This window comes from Methanimicrococcus hacksteinii (assembly GCF_032714515.1).
GTDB lineage: Archaea > Halobacteriota > Methanosarcinia > Methanosarcinales > Methanosarcinaceae > Methanimicrococcus > Methanimicrococcus hacksteinii.
Genome location: NZ_JAWDKC010000003.1, coordinates 25,263 through 43,281, shown reverse-complemented (window position 1 = coordinate 43,281; position 18,019 = coordinate 25,263). Strand labels below are relative to the sequence as shown.

The 18,019-nt window shown below is 45.5% G+C and carries 13 protein-coding genes and 1 pseudogene; 9 read left to right on the top strand and 5 right to left on the bottom strand.

What is annotated here, in order from left to right:
- Positions 1 to 64 precede the first annotated feature (64 nt).
- Positions 65 to 1,240, bottom strand: a complete 1,176-nt coding sequence (locus MmiAt1_RS00665) for a nucleotidyltransferase family protein (RefSeq protein ID WP_318784988.1) — start codon at positions 1,238 to 1,240, stop codon at positions 65 to 67.
- A 462-nt stretch (positions 1,241 to 1,702) separates the two neighbouring features.
- On the opposite strand from MmiAt1_RS00665, the gene MmiAt1_RS00660 reads away from it, so the two are divergent.
- The 5 genes and pseudogenes from MmiAt1_RS00660 to MmiAt1_RS00640 all read left to right on the top strand — a co-directional run bounded on the left by MmiAt1_RS00660 (position 1,703) and on the right by MmiAt1_RS00640 (position 10,716).
- Positions 1,703 to 3,697: a hydantoinase/oxoprolinase family protein gene (locus MmiAt1_RS00660; protein WP_318784987.1), complete on the top strand. Its 1,995-nt coding sequence runs from the start codon at positions 1,703 to 1,705 to the stop codon at positions 3,695 to 3,697.
- Positions 3,698 to 4,617: 920 nt separating this feature from the next.
- Positions 4,618 to 5,370 (top strand): annotated as a pseudogene (locus MmiAt1_RS00655) (4-phosphopantoate--beta-alanine ligase); the annotation flags it as partial.
- Between the two features lie 455 nt (positions 5,371 to 5,825).
- Complete coding sequence (locus MmiAt1_RS00650) at positions 5,826 to 6,413, top strand: hypothetical protein (RefSeq protein ID WP_318784986.1); 588 nt, start codon at positions 5,826 to 5,828, stop codon at positions 6,411 to 6,413.
- Positions 6,414 to 6,502: 89 nt separating this feature from the next.
- Positions 6,503 to 9,418, top strand: a complete 2,916-nt coding sequence (locus MmiAt1_RS00645) for a M1 family metallopeptidase (RefSeq protein ID WP_318784985.1) — start codon at positions 6,503 to 6,505, stop codon at positions 9,416 to 9,418.
- A 482-nt stretch (positions 9,419 to 9,900) separates the two neighbouring features.
- Positions 9,901 to 10,716: an adenylate kinase family protein gene (locus MmiAt1_RS00640; protein ID WP_318784984.1), complete on the top strand. Its 816-nt coding sequence runs from the start codon at positions 9,901 to 9,903 to the stop codon at positions 10,714 to 10,716.
- Between the two features lie 199 nt (positions 10,717 to 10,915).
- On the opposite strand, the gene MmiAt1_RS00635 is transcribed toward MmiAt1_RS00640, so the two are convergent.
- The 3 genes from MmiAt1_RS00635 to mer form a co-directional block, all read right to left on the bottom strand.
- Positions 10,916 to 11,257, bottom strand: a complete 342-nt coding sequence (locus MmiAt1_RS00635; RefSeq protein WP_318784983.1) for a hypothetical protein — start codon at positions 11,255 to 11,257, stop codon at positions 10,916 to 10,918.
- Positions 11,258 to 11,500: 243 nt separating this feature from the next.
- Positions 11,501 to 12,016 (bottom strand): nicotinamide-nucleotide adenylyltransferase, encoded by a 516-nt coding sequence (locus MmiAt1_RS00630; protein WP_318784982.1) that lies wholly within the window; start codon positions 12,014 to 12,016, stop codon positions 11,501 to 11,503.
- 79 nt (positions 12,017 to 12,095) lie between these two features.
- Positions 12,096 to 13,109, bottom strand: a complete 1,014-nt coding sequence (mer, locus tag MmiAt1_RS00625) for a 5,10-methylenetetrahydromethanopterin reductase (RefSeq protein ID WP_318784981.1) — start codon at positions 13,107 to 13,109, stop codon at positions 12,096 to 12,098.
- Positions 13,110 to 13,376: 267 nt separating this feature from the next.
- Between mer and MmiAt1_RS00620 the strand changes: the two genes are divergently transcribed.
- Complete coding sequence (locus tag MmiAt1_RS00620; RefSeq protein ID WP_318784980.1) at positions 13,377 to 15,092, top strand: tRNA uridine(34) 5-carboxymethylaminomethyl modification radical SAM/GNAT enzyme Elp3; 1,716 nt, start codon at positions 13,377 to 13,379, stop codon at positions 15,090 to 15,092.
- A 95-nt stretch (positions 15,093 to 15,187) separates the two neighbouring features.
- On the top strand, positions 15,188 to 15,313 hold the full coding sequence (locus MmiAt1_RS00615; protein WP_318784979.1) for a hypothetical protein: 126 nt from the start codon (positions 15,188 to 15,190) through the stop codon (positions 15,311 to 15,313).
- A 189-nt stretch (positions 15,314 to 15,502) separates the two neighbouring features.
- On the opposite strand, the gene thiD is transcribed toward MmiAt1_RS00615, so the two are convergent.
- Positions 15,503 to 17,152, bottom strand: coding sequence for a bifunctional hydroxymethylpyrimidine kinase/phosphomethylpyrimidine kinase (gene thiD / locus MmiAt1_RS00610; protein ID WP_318784978.1), 1,650 nt, complete (start codon positions 17,150 to 17,152; stop codon positions 15,503 to 15,505).
- 256 nt (positions 17,153 to 17,408) lie between these two features.
- Here thiD and MmiAt1_RS00605 point away from each other — a divergent pair, with 256 nt between their 5' ends.
- Positions 17,409 to 17,627, top strand: a complete 219-nt coding sequence (locus tag MmiAt1_RS00605; RefSeq protein ID WP_316560135.1) for an LSm family protein — start codon at positions 17,409 to 17,411, stop codon at positions 17,625 to 17,627.
- A 201-nt stretch (positions 17,628 to 17,828) separates the two neighbouring features.
- Positions 17,829 to 18,008, top strand: coding sequence for a 50S ribosomal protein L37e (locus MmiAt1_RS00600; protein ID WP_318784977.1), 180 nt, complete (start codon positions 17,829 to 17,831; stop codon positions 18,006 to 18,008).
- Positions 18,009 to 18,019 lie beyond the last annotated feature (11 nt).

Genomic DNA, 18,019 nt, shown 5'->3' with positions numbered 1-18,019 from the left:
AGTTTTGTTTCCGTTTTTATAAGTTTTCATTAATGATTGTTTATGATTGTTAAGAGCGGACCGATTATGATCCGCTGACATCCGTCCCGTACTTTTCGTTTAGGATGTCATTTTTGACATTTTCGCCTTTTGAAACGGCTGTCTCGGGCCAGAGCTTGACGCCGGAATGAATGGTTGCGCCGTCTTCCAATTTGGAATTCGGGCCGATGATTGTTCCGTTTTCAAGGCTGCATTCGGCGCCGACGGCGGAATCGCTGTCGACAATTGCGCCGGACAAGGTTGTTTTTTTGCCGATTTTCGTGCCGTCAAAAACGTAGGATGAAAGAATCTTGACGTCGTCTTCGATGACGCAGTTGGGGCCGATGATGGAATACGGGCCGATCAAAACACGTTCCCCGATTGTCGTGTTTTCGCCGATGACGAGCGGACCGACAAGCGAAGAGTTACCGCCGATTGAAACGCCGGTTCCGACATGAAGCGGTCCCTGGATTTTGCCGTTCGAAATAAAATTGCCTTCCAAAACCGTTTCGTTCATATCGTCCAGCATCCACTTTTGAGCGTCGCGGTAAGCGGCCGCGCTTCCGACATCCGTCCACTTGCCGCGGACCAAAACGCCGTTGATGCGCTCGCCGCTGTTCAGCATTGCGGGGAACAGATCTTTGGCAAAATCGAATTTCTCGCCCGACGGGATTTTATCAAAAACGGAAGGATTGCAGACATAAATGCCGGTGCTTGCCAAATTGCTGAAAATCTCCCCGGCCTTGGGCTTTTCAAAGAAGCGCAGAATCCTGTTGTCAATGTCCATGTCAGCGATACCGAATTCCCTCGGATCATCAATTGAGAGAAGACCGATTGTAATGTCCGCGTCATTATTCTGATGGAAGCGAAACATTTCCCGAAGATTCAAAGTCATCACGTGATCGCCGCCGACCACAATGAACGGTTCGTTGCCGAGCAGTTCCTGAGCGTTCTTAACGCTGCCGGCCGTCCCGAGCTTTTCTTTTTCATAAACGTAATCAATGTGAACGCCGTAAACGCTGCCGTCGCCGAGTTCCTGTTCGACATCTTCACCTTTATAACCGAGTGTGATGACGATTTCATTGAAACCCTCCTTGGACAAATGCTCAATGAGATGAAGCACGGACGGTTTGTTGGAGATCGGAATCATCGGCTTGGGCCGCTTGAATGTCAACGGGCGAAGACGCGTTCCCGTCCCGCCGCACATGATGCACGCTTTCATAAAAGTATATACCAACCGTTATATTATATAAATTCGCTCTGCGATAATCTTTTTTATTAAAAAATGAAGCCGAGTTTTTTGTTTTTTATTTTTTGTTTTTGTTTTTTATTTTTTGTTTTTGCTTTTTATTTTTGTTTTTGCTTTTTATTTTTGTTTTTTGTTTTTGCTTTTTATTTTTGTTTTTTGTTTTTTATTTTTGTTTTTGCTTTTTGTTTTTGTTTTTTATTTTTGCTTTTTGTAAAAGAACGGAAATTTTCTGAAAAAGGTTTAATTCGGTGAAACGCCATTTAGATTATATTTTCAGAGATACGTTTTCAAAAATGATTTCAGAAGTATCCAAAAGTATCAAATTGAATTTCATTTTGAAAAGAATCTGAAAAGAAAAACGGCAATTTGTTCATTTCGGGGGAATTGAACATGAAAACGTTTGCCGTCAAACAATATTTTCGGAGGTTGATTTTATTGTCAAACAATATTTCATTAGGAATTGATGCGGGCGGCACATATACGGACGCGGCTTTGGTAAATATGGATGATCACCGAATCCTGCAGTCTGAAAAAGCTCTGACCACTTACCCGAATCCGCTCGGCGGCATTCAGGATGTTTTGGACAAGCTGGATCCCGAGATTTTGAAGCAGACAAGATTGCTGTCCGTCTCAACGACGTTTGCGACCAACACGATTCTGGAAAAGAACGGCGCGCCGGTTGCGCTCATTTTAATCGGCACGCAGAAAGTGCCCGAACATTTGAGGGACAATTGTGTTGTCGTCAAGGGCGGCCACAATTACCGCGGCGTCGAAAACGAGGAACTGGATTTGGACGGCATCCGCGAATATGTTCTTTCCGTCAAGGATAAGGTGTCGGCTTTTGCGGTTTCTTCTTTTTACAGTATTTTAAATCCGGATCATGAAAAAGCGGCGCGCAGTTTGATTCATGAATTGACGGGATATCCGGTTGTCTGCGGCTATGAGCTTGCGCACGCGCTCGGGGCTTATGAGCGCGGTGTGACGGCGTATTTGAACGCTTCGCTTTTGCCGGTTGCGCGCATGTTTTTGGAGGCCGTGGCGGAAGAGACCAAACGCCGCGGAATGAATGTGAAAACAACGATGCTTAAATGCAACGGCGCTGTTGCGATGTTTTCGGAAGTCATGGAACGGCCGGTCGAAACAATTTTTTCGGGACCTGCGGCCAGTGTTCTCGGAGCTTCGTTTTTATCGGGAAAAGAAACGTGTCTGGCCATTGATGTCGGCGGCACGAGTACGGATGTTTCGATGATTGAGGACGGCATTCCTCAGATTTCGGATCTCGGGGCAACGGTCGGCGGCTGGAAAACAAAAGTGCGTGCGATTAAGATGGAAACGATTGCTGCCGGCGGTGACAGTCATATTTGGGTGGACGCGGGAAATATTTTGGAAGCCCGCGCGCCGTCTGTCAAAATCGGCCCGAGACGTGTGATTCCGCTGTGCCGCGCGGCGATAATGTATCCCGAACTTTCGGAAACGATTAAAAATCATTGGACGCCGCACAACATGTCTTTGAACGAGTTTTTCCAAAAGACGACGCTTTTGCTGAAAAGCGGTTATGAAGCCGTGAATTTGTCGCCGGAAGAGATAAAAGTGTATCAGAAAATTCCGAGCGTCCCGGTTTTTGCCGACGATTTGGATTGGAAGGATTTCGGCGGGGAAATTCAGTTTGAAATCATTGAAGCGCTTGTCAACAAGCGTTTGATTCAGTTAATCGGCTTTACGCCGACGGATGTGCTTCACGTGACGGGCGAATTTGAGGAGTGGGACGCGGATGCCGCGCAGCTCGGCGCCCGCAAGCTGGCCGAAATTTTCAGCATGGCCAAAGAAGATTTCTGCCGTTTCATGAAGCGCAAGTTTGCAAAGATTATGGCGGTTGAAACGGTTTTGTTCTTAAACGATACGTTTTCGCGCGAGGAATTGAATGCATTTATGGACAAATTCGGCAAAGGATACGGCAGCAGTTCGGCCGGCGATTCTTACATGAGATTTAAAATCGACATTCCGATCATTTTAATCGGCGCGCCGGTCCGCTGTTTCATTCCCGAGCTGGAAGAATTTTTAGACGCAGAGATTATTGCGCCCGAACATTACGCGGTCGGAAACGCAGTCGGCTGTCTCGCAGGAAAACTGGCAAGGCGCATTGAAACCCGGATTGACGTCGAATCCAAAGAAGAAGAAAACGGCGACTGGACAATCCGCTACACCGTGTACACCAACGACGGCCAGCGCTCCTTCTCAAACAAAAACGGCGCCGTTCAGTATGCTGAAACGTACGCCAAAAAAGACATTTACAAATACATGGCAGAAAACGACATCAAAGAAAACGATGTTGAAATCCATGTCAAAACCAAAGAAATGATCTACGACCCGCAAAAACCGCCGGTGCAGATTGAAGTTTTGATCGAAGGGTTCGCCGAGAATAAAGTCTGACGAGTTGTCAGATTTTATTTCTTTTTTATTTTTAGTTATTTTGATATTTTCTGTGATTCATTTCTCTTATTTTTGATTCGTTTGTTATTTTGGGTTCGTTTATTATTTTTGATTCGTTTGCTATTTTTGATTTAACTTTTTCAAAATCTTCCAAACCGAAACATCGGTTTTTGAAAATTATACAAACCCGAACTCCCGATAAACCCGAAAAAACAAAAACCGGAGAGAAAATCAATCAAAAAACGGAGTTCAATTTTTGTGAAATTGAAAAAACTTGATGTTTCGATTCTGAAATTATTACAGAAAAACCAAAACAACCACCTCCAATTCGAGTTCCGGGCGGCGCGAAGCGGCGAACCGGACTTGAAACGAAGTTTCAAGTTTCATGAGCGTAGCGAATGAAATGAGAATTGGAGATTTCCCCAATGACTTCAATTAAAACGAAAAACCGCCAGTTAAAACAAAACAACAGAAAAACAACTGTAAAAATTTAATAGAAACATTTGGTATAACCCGCAATTCTTCGATTTTGCTCACTTCGTTCACAAAATCTTGAATTGCGGTCGTACATGGACTTTTCTTTAAAATAAAGAGAAAATAAATATCGGTTTTAAAAAACTCAAACCCGAACTCCCCCTTCCATTAAATAAAAATATTAAAAAACGGAGTTCGGGCTTTATAAAATTTGAAGAAAAACGATATTTATTTTATCTTAAAGTTTCAATTCCCCAATTTTGAATCTTGAACTTTCAATTTTACAAACGAATCATTTTAAAAGGTGAAACGGTTTTACTCTCAATCAGATATCCAAAATATCTTAATTTAATTTTCAAATTAAAATTTCAAATTTTCAAATTAAAATTTCAAATTTTCAAATTAAAATTTCAAATTTTCAAATTCAAAATCAAAAAAGTGACATTATGACTGAAATTCCGAAAAACCATCCCCGTTATGAATCTTTGATGACGCGCGAACAAATTAATGCCGGCGTCGACAAAGGAATGACAAGCCGCCAGGGACTTTTGGCGCAGGGCCGCGGCGAAGCTTTTGATTATTTAATCGGCGAACAGACGATTGAAAGCGCAAATTATGCCGAGGCTGTCGCCGTTTGTTTGCTTCTTTTGGCGGAAAATCCGGTGATTTCCGTCAACGGCAACGCGGCGGCATTGGCGCCGGCGGAGCTTGTCACGCTTTCGCAGCTGACGGGCGCCAAACTGGAAGTCAATTTGTTCCACAGAACTGAAGAACGCATTCAAAAAATCATCGCCGAGCTTAAAGAAAACGGCGCGGATGTTGTTCTCGGTGAAAACGCCGAACCTTTGCTCCCGCTCGAACATGAACGCGCCAAAGTCGAACGCGAAGGAATTTATGATGCCGACGTTATTTTCGTGCCGCTCGAAGACGGCGACCGCTGTCAGGTTTTGGGAGACATGAAAAAACTGGTCATCGCGGTTGACTTAAATCCGCTTTCAAGAACCGCGCAGTCGGCGCATGTCAGTATTGTTGACAACTTGAAGCGCGCGCTTCCGAACATGATTGACATGATTCCCGAGTTCAAAAACATGAATGAAGCGGATTTATGGGAAATTGTGGAAGCCTACGACAACAAAGTCGTTTTGGTTGACGCGATTGAAACGATCAAAGAAAACCTGACCGCCAAGCAGAACGAAGTCCTCGGAATTGAAAAAGATGATTCCGATGACGGCGATAAAAAGGAAAGAAAAACCGAGCAGAGAAAGAGAGGAAGAATTCAAAGAGATCCGGAAATCGCGAAAAAAGTTATGCTTCGCGGCGCCGATTTGATGATGGAATAATTTTGATTATTCCGTCAATCTCTTTTTCTTTTTTTACAAATTTCTTTTTTACAAATTTCTTTTTTACAAATTTCTTTTTTTACAAATTTCTTTTTTTACAAATTTCTTTTTTTACAAATTTCTTTTTTACAGATTTCTTTTTTACAGATTTCTTTTTTACAAACTTCTTTTTTACAAACTTCTTTTTTTAAGCTATGCAATTAATACCCATGCTGTTTTTTCACGGTTTGTATTTAAATTCAGTTGGTTTGCATTGTTGATTACTGCCGACTGCTGCTGCCGATTGCCACCGGCATCATGGACTGCGTTTCCATTTGCATCATCTCATTTTTAGCACATCCGCTCGCTACGCGAGCGTGGGCACAGATTACCTTACCGTTTCCGTTTGGCACAGCTACCTCCAGGTTTCCGTTTGCCGTTGCTACCTCCAGGTTTCCGTTTGCCGTTGCTACCTTCAGGTTTCCGTTTGCCGTTGCTACCTACAGGTTTCCGTTTGCCGTTGCTACCTCCAGGTTTCCGTTTGCCGTTGCTACCTTCAGGTTTCCGTTTGCCGTTGCTACCTACAGGTTTCCGTTTGCCGTTGCTACCTTCAGGTTTCCGTTTGCTGTTGCTACCTTCAGGTTTCCGTTTGCCGTTGCTACCTTCAGGTTTCCGTTTGCCGTTGCTACCTTCAGATTTCCGTTTGGCACGGCTACCTTCAGGTTTCCATTTGCCGCTGCTACCTTCAGATTTCCGTTTGCCGTTGCTACCTTCAGATTTCCGTTTGCCGCTGTCACCTTGCCGATTCTGTAAATACAGTTGCCGACTTGCCGGCCTGTTTGCTGCTGCCGCTCGCATCCCCGCTGCCGCGCGCGAACCGCACAAATTTTAAAACAAATCAAAATCCGAACCCGATTTTTTGAAAAAGATCCCAAAATGACCCCTTGTTTTTTTAAATCATTTCCAAACGTTTAAGTGAAATTTTAATACCCGTAAAACATTCATCACTGTCATGAAAGAAAGACTTTACAGATATTATCCCGAAGATTTCGGCCGACTCAATTTCCGTGTCCTTCACATGGATTTGGATTTTGGTGTCTTTGACGATCACACGGTTGTCACTTCTCATTTATTTTTGAAAAATACGGATTCTCCGGCGGACAAGGTTTCGCTGAACTGCCGCGATTTGGAAATTTTGGACGTTGCGGCGCCGAACTTGGAAAAATACGAATATCGGCAAAAGGATGCTTATTTGGATATTTACTTCAATCCGCCGATTCAAAGAAATGAAAATGTTGAAATCGTGACCAAAACCGTCTGCCGCCCGACGAAAAATCTCCTGGAAGGCTTGTATTACGACGAAACACCGGCAGGAGCGCCGCCGCAGCAAATTACGCAGTGCCAGCAGTGGGGATTCCAAAGACTCGTGCCCTGCATTGACGACATGGCCGCCAAATGCACTTACAGAACAACCGTTCGCGCCGATTCACGCTACACAAACATCATCACAAACGGAGACATCGCCGTTCCCCGAAAAATCGTTTCCGCGGATTCCGGAACCGGACTTTCGCGCGACGAAATCGTTTACGAAAATATGAAAACGCCGATGGCAACATACCTCTTTTTCCTCGGCGTCGGCACTTACGATACATATGTCCGGGAATTTGAATATCCCGACGACCACTGCTTTGATCTGGAACTCCTCATCCCGCCGGGTTCGGATAAAAATTATGCCGAACAATCCATTGACATTCTGCAGGATGCGGTCATGTGGGTTTACCTCTTTACAGGTCCCGAAAGTCACAAAGACGTGGACATCAAAAAGCAGATTTTTGACCTCACAAAATTGCGTGACCACTTGAAGCACAACCTCAATTCCGCGTCCATCAATCCCGATAATCTCAACAAAACGATGGACAATCTGTCCGCCGTCCGCGACAAAATCGCCGAACTTTCAAAAGGCCTTGCCTTCGGCTACAAATACACCGGCACCGTCTACCGCGAAATCGGCATGCAGAATTCCGACTTCGGCGGCATGGAAAACGTCGGCAACACGACCATCACAACCAACCGCATTATGCCGTCCAAAAACATGCTCGACGGCGCCTTCGAATACATGGCCGACGTCAAAGCCCACGAATATTATCACAACATCAACGGATCTGAAGTCACCGGCAGCAGCCCGTTTGAAATCTGGCTCAACGAAGCCGTGACCGTTCTCATCGAAAACGAATTCCACGCTTATTTCTTCGGCGACGAATACACGCGCCTTCAAACAATTCTGGACCTTTATGCGCCGGTTTCCGGAACATTTGCGCTGGACGCGAGCGCGTCATCCATGCCGGTTCTGCCCGACGGATTCAACGATCCCAACGATTTGATTACATCCGTCACATATGTCAAAGCGCCCGAATTTGTCCGGATGGTTGAAACCTTAATCGGGGAAGGCGCTTTTGCGCGCGGCCTGGACGCGTATCACCGCAAATACAGTCACAAAAACGCCCGCACATTCGACTGGATTCATGAAATGGAAGTCGTCTCGGGCATGCCGCTGATGCGCATGTCCAACAGTTGGCTGCATCAGACCGGCTATCCGGCGCTGGCCGTTTCCAAATCCTACGACGCCGCGTCGGGCGAATTCAAAATGCAGCTGACGCAGAAAGTTCCGTACACGAAACAGCCTTGGCAATTTCCGTTTTCATACGCGCTCTGCGACCGAAAAGGCAAAATCATTCACGAAGACATCTTTTTCGTTCAGCGCCGCGACGAAGAAATTGTGTTAAAAGATGTTGATCAGCCCGCGTTCGTTTCTTTGAACCGCGGCGGATCTTTCTACGGCAAAATCGAAATGGACGGGGACGTCAAAGAACTGCTTAAAGAGCTGTTTATTCAGGCGAAAAAAGACAAAGACATTGTCGGCCGCTGGCTGGCGTTTTACACGTTGACGGACATTGAAAAAATGAAAATGCTGCATCAAGAAGATGCGGTGCCGTCTCCGGAATATTTGGATTTGTATCATGAATTGCTGTGCGACCAAAAGCTTTTGGAAATGACGGGCAGTCTTTTCCTGGCGCTTTTTGAATCCGTCGACGATGAAGCTTACGCCTGCCGTTACAAAGAGCTCTATGATGTCCGGAAAAGACTTCAGACAGCCATTGTCAAAGCGCATGAGAATTCGATTAAGATCATTTACGACGATTATTCCGAAACGCATGACCCCGAAGATGAGAAACTCTTTTCCGTCCGCGGTTCTTTGCGCCTGAAAGCCGGCCAAATTAAACAGCGCCAGGTGAAAAACAATGCTTTAAAACTGCTGGCGGTTTTGGACACGCCCGAAATTCACGCGCTGATTAAGCGCCAATTTTTGACGGCTGTCAACGCGACAGACCGTGCCGCCGCTTTTGCCGCATGGCTCAACAGCTCGGCGCCGGAAAAGCGGGATTTGACGCAGATTTACATGGAAGAATGCAAAAAAGATCTCGTCGCCTGGGAAGCTTTCCTGTCCGCCGTTGCGAGCACGGACGCGTCCGACTGTTTGGAACTGGTCAAAATGGTTGAGAATGACCCGATGTTTCGCATTGAGCAGGCCAATGATCAGCGCGCGCTCTACGGCGCCTTTGCCCGCAACAGAAAATATTCGCTGCAGACGCCCGACGGCCTGGAATTCCTGACGCAAACGATTATTCGATTGTCGGCCGTTAACGAATACAGCACGGTCGGCCTTTTGAATGCGTTTTCAATCATTGATTTCATGAGCGAGGAATATTATATTCCCTTGGTCGGCGCACTCAAAACAATCACAGAATCCATTGACGCCGACAAATCGCCGAGCGTTTACAACAGAATTATGAAACTGCTTGCCGGCGCTCCGAAAGCCGTCAGATTATATGAAAAAGAAGTCGGAAATGTTCTCCCGGACAAAGGTTAACATTCGGCAAAAAAGAAATAAAGGAATAATGTCAATTTCATTATTCTGATTAAATTTATTGACTGTTTCCGAATATTTCAGATTGTTTCAAAATACTTCGGATTATCCCGAATTTTCGGATTGTTTCAAAATATTTCTGGATTATCTGAAATTTTCGGATTGTTTCAAAATGCTTTTGGATTATCCCGAAATTTTTCGGATTGTTTCAAAATGTTCTTGGATTATTTCGAAATTTTCGAACTGTTCCGAAATGTTTTTGGATTATTTCAAAATGTTTTCGAACTGTTCCGAAATGTTTTCGAAATGTTTCACACATTCAAAAATTGTTTCAAAGAACAATTAACTTTATTTCATAAAAACAATTATTGTTTATTTCACAAAATGATTCAAAATTTCCGCCAAAAAACGCGGAATGTTTGTTTCGCAAAAACGGTTGGTAAAAACGTCCAAAACGTAAAATGGGTTCATTAAAGTGGTATAATATGACTGATATTTTATTTCCTCCCTTCCTGACAATCGCATTGACAGGCACTCCCGGCACAGGAAAAACGGAAGTGTCCAAACAGCTCGAATCCGAAGGGTACCGTATTCTTCACATCACGGAATTTATCCGCCGGTACAACATCCCGTCCGAACGCGACGATGAAAGAGACTGCGATGTCGTTGACATGGATGCTTTGGAAGAAGCGGTTTTTGAATATCAGCAGCAGATTCGCCGCGAATTCAATCAAAAAGTTTTTTTGGAAAATTTAAAGCTTGAAGATTTGCACAAATCTCCGGAATTTCTGCCGGTCCTGCTGGTGGAAAGTCATCTGGCGCATTATTTATGCGATTTGTCGGTTGTTCTGCGGACGCACCCGAACACGCTCAAAGAAAGACTGAACGAGCGCGGCTATTCCGACAAAAAAATCATGGAAAACATCCTGGCCGAATCCATTGACGTCGTCCTCTGCGACTGCTTTGATTACTGCCGCCGCATTTATGAAATCAACACAACCGAGATGGATATCGAAAAAACCGCCGGCTGTTTAAAAGAATTGATTCACGCCCTCTACGACGACGAATTCAACATTTACAGCGCCCTCATGGAAAAAATGAACGTGACCGCCGAAAGCATCGCCGTCCGCACATTTTCAGGCTGTTTCCCGATTTCCGACGTCCTTGACACCCTCGAAGACGACGGCGCCGTTGTTTACGAAGACGGCGACGACGATGTCGGAGATTACATGGAAGAAAAAAATCCGATCTTAATGAAATACGTCCCCGGCCAGAACGATTGGAGCGAATTAGTCGATTGATTTGACAACTTCATTTTAATTTTTCATCCTCAGGGTTCTTCTTTTTCTATTTTCTTTTTTCCGGTGAGTGAATAACATCAAAAATATCAAAAAACGGGATCGGATTATCAATCATTTTTAAAAGTCGGCGAGCCGCGCGCGGGAAGGCGGCGGCAGGCGGCGGCAAGCAGCAGACAGGCCGGCAAGTCGGCAACTGTATTTACAAGATCAGCAGATAGCGGCGGCAAACGGAAACCTGAAGGCAGCAGTGCCAAACGGAAACCAGAAGGCAGCAGTGCCAAACGGAAACCTGAAGGCAGCAGTGCCAAACGGAAATCTGAAGGTAGCCGTGCCAAACGGAAACGGTAAGGTAATCTGTGCCAAACGGAAACCTGGAGGTAGCCGTGCCAAACGGAAACCTGAAGGCAGCAGTGCCAAACGGAAACTGAAGGTAGCCGTACCAAACGGAAAACTGAAGGCAGCAGTGCCAACCGGAAACGGTAAGGTAATCTGTGCCCACGCTCGCGTAGCGAGCGGATGTGCTAAAAATAAGATGATGCAAATGGAAACGCAATCTATGCTGCCGGCAACAGCTGCAGAACAGGCAGTTACTGCACGAACAATCGTTGGCAGACAACGAAATGAGTTATAAAAACAGCATCAAAGGAAATAAAATAAAAATAATCGAAATAGAAATTGAAATAAAAATAAAAATCGAAATAAAAATAAAAAAGAAAAAGAAAAAGAAAAGATGTCTGAAATCGTTTCAGCCATCGTTTTCAGTCATCGTTTTAGAATCAGTGTTTCAGTCATCGTTTCCGGCAAGTCTTTTAATTCGACAGATTCCGCTGACATCATCAATCACTTCGGCAACGGTCGACGGCACAAATTCTGCCCACTCTCTGTTTTTGCTTTCAACCATGCATTTGCGGACAGCGGTTCCGGAATAAATGCTGCGCTCGTGCATTGCCGTGCGGCGGACTTCGATGCCTGCCTCCGTAAAAAGCTGAATGACAAGCGGATTGTTGGAATAAGCCACGTCAAATTTCGGAGACATGGATTTGACGTGCGACACCCAAAGCGCATTGTATTCGACATCCTGAAGCGGAATAATGTAATGACGGATCGGGAAATTCTCAAGCGATTTCAAAACCATTTCAATGCGCTCGCCTGCCGTAAACGGGTCATGCGTCGAATGACTTTTTTGAGCACTTCCGATTCCGATGACAACTTCGTCGACTTCTTCGGCAATCGTGTTTAAAATTTTTTCATGACCGTAATGGAAAGGCTGAAAACGGCCGACATAAAATGCGCGAATCATTATTGTCTCCTCTGATTTTGGTTTATTTTAAAATTCTGTTTATTTTGTTTATTCTTGCTTATTCTTACTTATTTTGACTTCATGCCTGATTTTTAAATTCCGCAATCATTTTGCCGATGAGCTTAATTGATTTTTCTTTGTTCGGGCCGAGCGGCGATCCCGCGGCAATTTGCGTCACGCCCGCTTTTTCCAATTCTTTGACTTTTTTCATGCATTCGTCAAAATCGCCGACAACCGCAAAGCGGTCCGCCATTGAATCGGTAATCATTGTCTGAAGACCTTTGAAATCGCCCTTTGAAATCGCTTCCGCAATTTCCGTTTTGCTTTCTTTGGAAATGCCGTGGCGTTCTAAAAGAACATCTGAAGCGCCTGCAATAATAAACGCGGTCACAGGTTTGGCCGACGCGTACGCTTTGTCCAAATCATCGTCGATTGAAAAACACGTATATGCGGCAACATCAATCTCTTCAGCCTTTTTGCCGACGGCATCCGCGCCTTTTTGGATTTGGACTGCGGCGGCTTTGAAATCATCCGGATGCGATCCGTTGATTAAAATACCGTCGCCGACAGCGGCGGCCGTCTCAAGCATCTTCGGTCCCTGTGCGCCGATGTAAATCGGAATGTTCATGTCAACGCCCGTTTTCTTCGGGTCGGCAAAATCCAGTTTCGCATTTTTCAGCTTGACCGTGCTGCCTTCGTACGTGACTTTTTTCCCCGTCAGAAGTTCGCGGACAGCCTCTGCCGTTTCCTTAACCGCCGTCAGCGGTTTTTCCCCCGCAAGACCGAGTGCTTCAAACGTCATCTTGTCGCCCGGACCGATTCCGAGAACCGCGCGGCCGCCCGCGATTTCATTGACGGACGCAATGCTTGCCGCCGTCATCACAGGACTTCGGGTATACGGATTTGTCACGCCCGCGCCGATTTTAATCTTGTTTGTCGCCAGCGCCAGCACGGAAAGCGTTGAATAAACCTCGCGGTTGTTGTAGTGGTCGGTAATCCACGCATATTCAAAACTCTGCTCTTCCGCCAATTTCGTGTAGGCGGCAATCTTAAAGACAGGTTCGTTCGGGACGAGTTCAATGCCGAATTTCATTTTGTTCCCTTTGAAAGATTCATTTTAAAATAATCTGAAATAATTAATATGAAATAATAATCTGAAATAATAATCTGAAATAATAATCTGAAATGATTTCTGAAATGATTTCTGAAATGATTTCTGAAAAATTACCATCATTTAAATCTGTCAACGGCTAATTAGCGACAGAACTTATATATCTTTTATATGAATGACAATAATTCCGTTTCTTAATTATTAAACGATTGCGCTTTTTTGCGCCGTTTTTTTGATTTTGGTGAAAAAATGAGTTATCAGGAATTTAATGACGCCGATGAAAAATTCAATGCCGCCTGCCGCGAGATTCTTCTCTCGGCCGTTGCGGGTGAATTTGAAACGGAAAAAGATCTCGCCAAAATGAAGAAAAAAGTGTGCAAAAAATACAAACTTTCAACGCTTCCGAGCAACGGCGATATTATTCTTCGCGGAAATCCGGACGAGCAAAAAGCCGTCCGCGACGTGCTCCAGCGAAAACCGGTCCGGACCATTTCCGGCGTTGCCGTGATTGCGGCAATGACATCGCCTGCGCCCTGCCCGCACGGCAAATGCCTGCCCTGCCCGGGCGGCCCCGACTCTTCATTCGCGTCGCCGCAAAGCTACATGGGACGCGAGCCGGCAGCCATGCGCGCATTCGAATTCCAATTTGATCCGTACGCGCAGGTCAGCTCCCGGCTGAAGCAGCTGAACACAATCGGGCACGACGTTTCAAAAGCGGAATTGATTGTCATGGGCGGAACGATTTCGGCAAGGCCTGTTGATTATCAAGAATGGTTTGTCAAACGCTGTCTGGAAGCGATGAACGATCATGACGCGCCCGTGAACGAAGCCGGAATTCCGCTGTGGCGAACCCAAATCCCGAATTATAATTCATCCGAAACCGTTTATCCGTTTTTATTGCTCGAAGATGTTCAAAAAGCGAATGAAACGGCATATGTTCGAAATGTCGGAATGACGCTTGAGACGCGTCCCGATTGGGCGAAAGAGGAACATATTGACGAATTTTTAAAGCTCGGCGGAACGAAAGTGGAGCTCGGCGTTCAAAGTGTTTTTGAAGACGTACTTCTAAGAATGAATCGCGGGCATACGGTTAAAGAAACGGCCGATGCCAACCGCCGCCTGCGCGACAGCGCGTTTAAAGTCGGCTTTCACATGATGCCCGGCCTTTTCGACACGGATTTTGACCGCGACGTTGAAGGTTTCAAAGAACTTTTTGAAAATCCCGATTTCAAACCCGATTATTTGAAAATTTACCCGACATTGGTAACGGAAGGAACAAAGCTTTGCGAAATGTGGCAAGACGGTGAATATTCTCCGCTCAACGATGAAAACGGTCCCGAATTGGTTTCCAAAATCAAAGAAATGCTGCCGAAATGGACGCGCCTTCAAAGAATCCAGCGCGACATTCCCGCAGACCAAATTTTAGCAGGCATCCAAAAAAGCAATGTCCGGCAACTTGCAGAACATCTGCTTCACGCCCGCGGCGGAAAGTGCAAATGCATCCGCTGCCGCGAAGTCGGCCACAACATTTTAAAGAACAATCCCCCGAGCCCCGAAAACATCCGGCTTCTTGTCGAATCCTACGAATGCTGCGGCGGCACAGAACATTTCATTTCTTTCGAAGATTTGAAAGCCGACGTTCTCATCGGCTTCGTTCGCCTGCGCTTCCCGAACGCGCCGCACCGCCCCGAACTTCAGAACACGGCACTCATCAGAGAACTTCACGTTTACGGCTCTTTAACGCCGCTCGGCGAGACCGCCGGCACATTGTCCGCCCCGCTGGCCGACAACAACCGCTCCTGGCAGCACCGCGGTTACGGCAAAGAATTGATTCAAAAAGCGGAAGAAATTGCCGCAGACGGCGGCTATGAAAAGATTTCAGTGATCAGCGGCATCGGCGTCCGCGAATATTATCGAAAATACGGGTATGAATTCGACGGCACTTACATGACGAAAAAATTGTGATAAATTTTCAACTTTTGATTGAATTGCATTGTGTTTGCGGCTGCCGCATACCGGCGCACAGTACCGTCAGTACGCAACGCCGGCAGCGTCTTCATATGTATCATCTTATTTTTAGCACATCCGCTCGCTACGCGAGCGTGGGCACAGATTACCTTACTGTTTCTGTTTGCTGCCGCTGCCTTACCGACTCTGTAAATACAGTTGCCTGTTTGCAGACTTAGCTTCTGCTGCTTTTCGCATTGCCGCCGTCCGCGCGCGAGCCGCACACATTAAAAAAAGAATTGAAAAACCGACTTCGGTTTTTCTGATTTTTAAATTCCGAATAATATTTTGAATATTATTTCAAATATTATTTCGAATAATTACCTAATATTTTCAATAATATTTCCAATAATATTTCCAATAATGATTCACTTCTGCTTTCGGATTTCGCTGCAAATCATCAGAACTTTGTTTGCCGCATCTACCGCGTCCGTTCCGAAAACACGAATGACACCTTCTTTACCGATGCCGCCGTTTTCATAAATAATGTCGGGAACGATTTCGCCGTTTTCAAATATGACTGACAGTGTTCCCCATTCTTTGCTTTCGTCGCAATTGCAGGGCTCGTCGGCGCGGCTGAAAACGCCTGCGGAAAATCCTGTTTGCGCGCAGTGTTTGACGGTTTTTTCGGCGTATTTTAAATTGATGCAGGCGCGGATTGTTTCGTCAAAATCCTGGGCGGATTTGATGACTTTGGCCAAATTCGAGCCGGAACCGAATACGGGATAGCCGAGATTTTCGGCGGATAATTTTGTGCCCGTCAAATCTTTCACTTTATGAATTCGGCCGGGAAACGCGGCCGCGGCTGAAGAAAAAGAACCGAAGCCGTCGGCGCCGATGATTTTGTCCGCTTTGTCGGCGGATGTCATTTGACGGTGCGGCTGGATTCCCGAAGCGTAATCGTCCGGATGAACAGACGCTTTGAAAATGTCGGGCAGCGTCATGGCAATGTTTGTTCCGACTTCCGGAATCAGCTGCGGGAAAATGTCATCTTCTTTTAAGAGTTCCCACGCCGCCAATATGTTTTCAATCACTGCGGCGCGTTCTGCGAGAAGGACGGACGCGCGGCCGGGATTGACGGGCGCAACGCCCGAGCCGATGCTTTCGGAATAAAGAATCGCATCGACAACGAATTTTTTGGCAAACATGCAGGCCTGATCAAACGAATACCCGCGCGCCAGGTAAGAAACGAGCGCGGAAGAATAAGTGCATCCCGTCCCGTGCGTTCCGCCTTCAACAAACGTTCCCGACAAAAATGTAAATTCTTTGTTTTCGGAATCATAAACAATGTCTTCGGCATCCAAATGACCGCCGGTGACGATCACGTATTTCACGCCGGTTTCGGCGATTTTAACGGCGGCCGCTTTTGCATCGTCGGCATTTTTGATTTTCATGCCGGAGAGGATTTCCGCTTCAAAAATGTTGGGCGTTACGGCGTAAGAAACCGGAAGGAGCGCGTCAGCCATCATCTTGACGGCATCTTTTCTGAGAAGCTCGCCGCCGGCTTCGGCCGCCATCACGGGATCGACAACGAGTGATAAATTGTATTCTTTGACTTTTTGAGAAACAAACTCAACGATTTCGGGAGAGGACAGCATTCCGGATTTGGCAAAAGCAATCTCCATGTCGGAACAGACGGAATCAATTTGACTGCCGATATGCGCAATCGGAATATCAAAAACGGCCTGGACGCCGGTTGTGTTTTGAGACGTGACAGAAGCAATCACGCAGGTTCCGTGAACGCCGAGCGCGGAAAATGTTTTCAGGTCCGCTTCAATGCCCGCGCCGCCGCCGGAGTCGCTTCCGGCAATTGTCATCACGCATTTCTTTTTCATTTTGATATTTCCGCTTGATTTGAGATTTCCGTTTGGTTTGGTATTCCCGTTTGGTTTGAGATTTCCGCTTGATTTGAGATTTCCGTTTGATTTGGTATTTCCGTTTGGTTTGGTATTTGCTGTGAGATTATTTTGATTGATGCCGTTTTTGATATTTTCATTTGTTTTTGAATGTGTCTGCAAAAAAGTCACTCCCGTAAAAAAGACAATATTTTTATCTGTAATAGGTGATAATGATAAAAGATGTTTGTGTTCTTCTTGAAAAAAACATCTTGAAACAATATGTTTAAATATCTTAATTTTGTTCTTAAACAAATTACAGTCCGCCGTCTTTAAAGATGAAGCGGATCTTAAATGGTGGCAGCCTCACCGGTTTTATCGGCGGCTCAAAATTTAACGCGGCGCAATTGCGCCCGATGCAACAAAACAGGTAATACTTATGACGAACAGACCTCTTGACATTTTAAATGAGGCTTTGAACAAGCCGGTTATTGCGCGCCTGAAAGGCGGTCGTGAATTCAGAGGAGAATTGAAAGGCTACGACATTCACATGAATCTCGTCCTCGACAATGCGGAAGAATTAAAAGATGGCGTCAGCGTCAGAAAATATTCCAGTCTTGTTGTCAGAGGGGACAACATCGTTTACGTGTCACCCTGATTATTCCGATTGATTTAAAGTATCGGCTCAGCCGATCTTTTTTATTCAATTTTTTCGCTGAAACAGACGCAGTCGTTTCCCGAATAATTTGAGGAGGCGCGCTGATTTCAGCCGATGATTTTATATCATTAATCCTGTGTTTATCAAATTCATTCAAATCATACATTATTTAATTGACATATTTAGAAAGGTGAAGAAGCAATGGTTAAAGGTACGCCCTCAATGGGCCAGAGACAAAAACGCACACATATGAAATGCAGAAGATGCGGCAGCACATCTTTTAACATCCACACCAAACAGTGTGTTGCATGCGGTTTCGGAAAATCCGCAAAAATGAGAGACTACAAATGGGTCAGAAAGTCCAAATTAAACGGTGATTAAGTTCACCTTTT

Excerpts from the sequence above, each read along its gene's own strand:
- MmiAt1_RS00665 (WP_318784988.1), bottom strand. The coding sequence starts at position 1,240 with ATGAAAGCGTGCATCATGTGCGGCGGGACGGGAACGCGTCTTCGCCCG.
- MmiAt1_RS00645 (WP_318784985.1), top strand. The coding sequence starts at position 6,503 with ATGAAAGAAAGACTTTACAGATATTATCCCGAAGATTTCGGCCGACTC.
- MmiAt1_RS00640 (WP_318784984.1), top strand. The coding sequence starts at position 9,901 with ATGACTGATATTTTATTTCCTCCCTTCCTGACAATCGCATTGACAGGC.
- MmiAt1_RS00630 (WP_318784982.1), bottom strand. The coding sequence starts at position 12,016 with ATGATTCGCGCATTTTATGTCGGCCGTTTTCAGCCTTTCCATTACGGT.
- mer (WP_318784981.1), bottom strand. The coding sequence starts at position 13,109 with ATGAAATTCGGCATTGAACTCGTCCCGAACGAACCTGTCTTTAAGATT.
- MmiAt1_RS00620 (WP_318784980.1), top strand. The coding sequence starts at position 13,377 with ATGAGTTATCAGGAATTTAATGACGCCGATGAAAAATTCAATGCCGCC.
- MmiAt1_RS00615 (WP_318784979.1), top strand. The coding sequence starts at position 15,188 with ATGTATCATCTTATTTTTAGCACATCCGCTCGCTACGCGAGCGTGGGC.
- MmiAt1_RS00605 (WP_316560135.1), top strand. The coding sequence starts at position 17,409 with ATGACGAACAGACCTCTTGACATTTTAAATGAGGCTTTGAACAAGCCG.
- MmiAt1_RS00600 (WP_318784977.1), top strand. The coding sequence starts at position 17,829 with ATGGTTAAAGGTACGCCCTCAATGGGCCAGAGACAAAAACGCACACAT.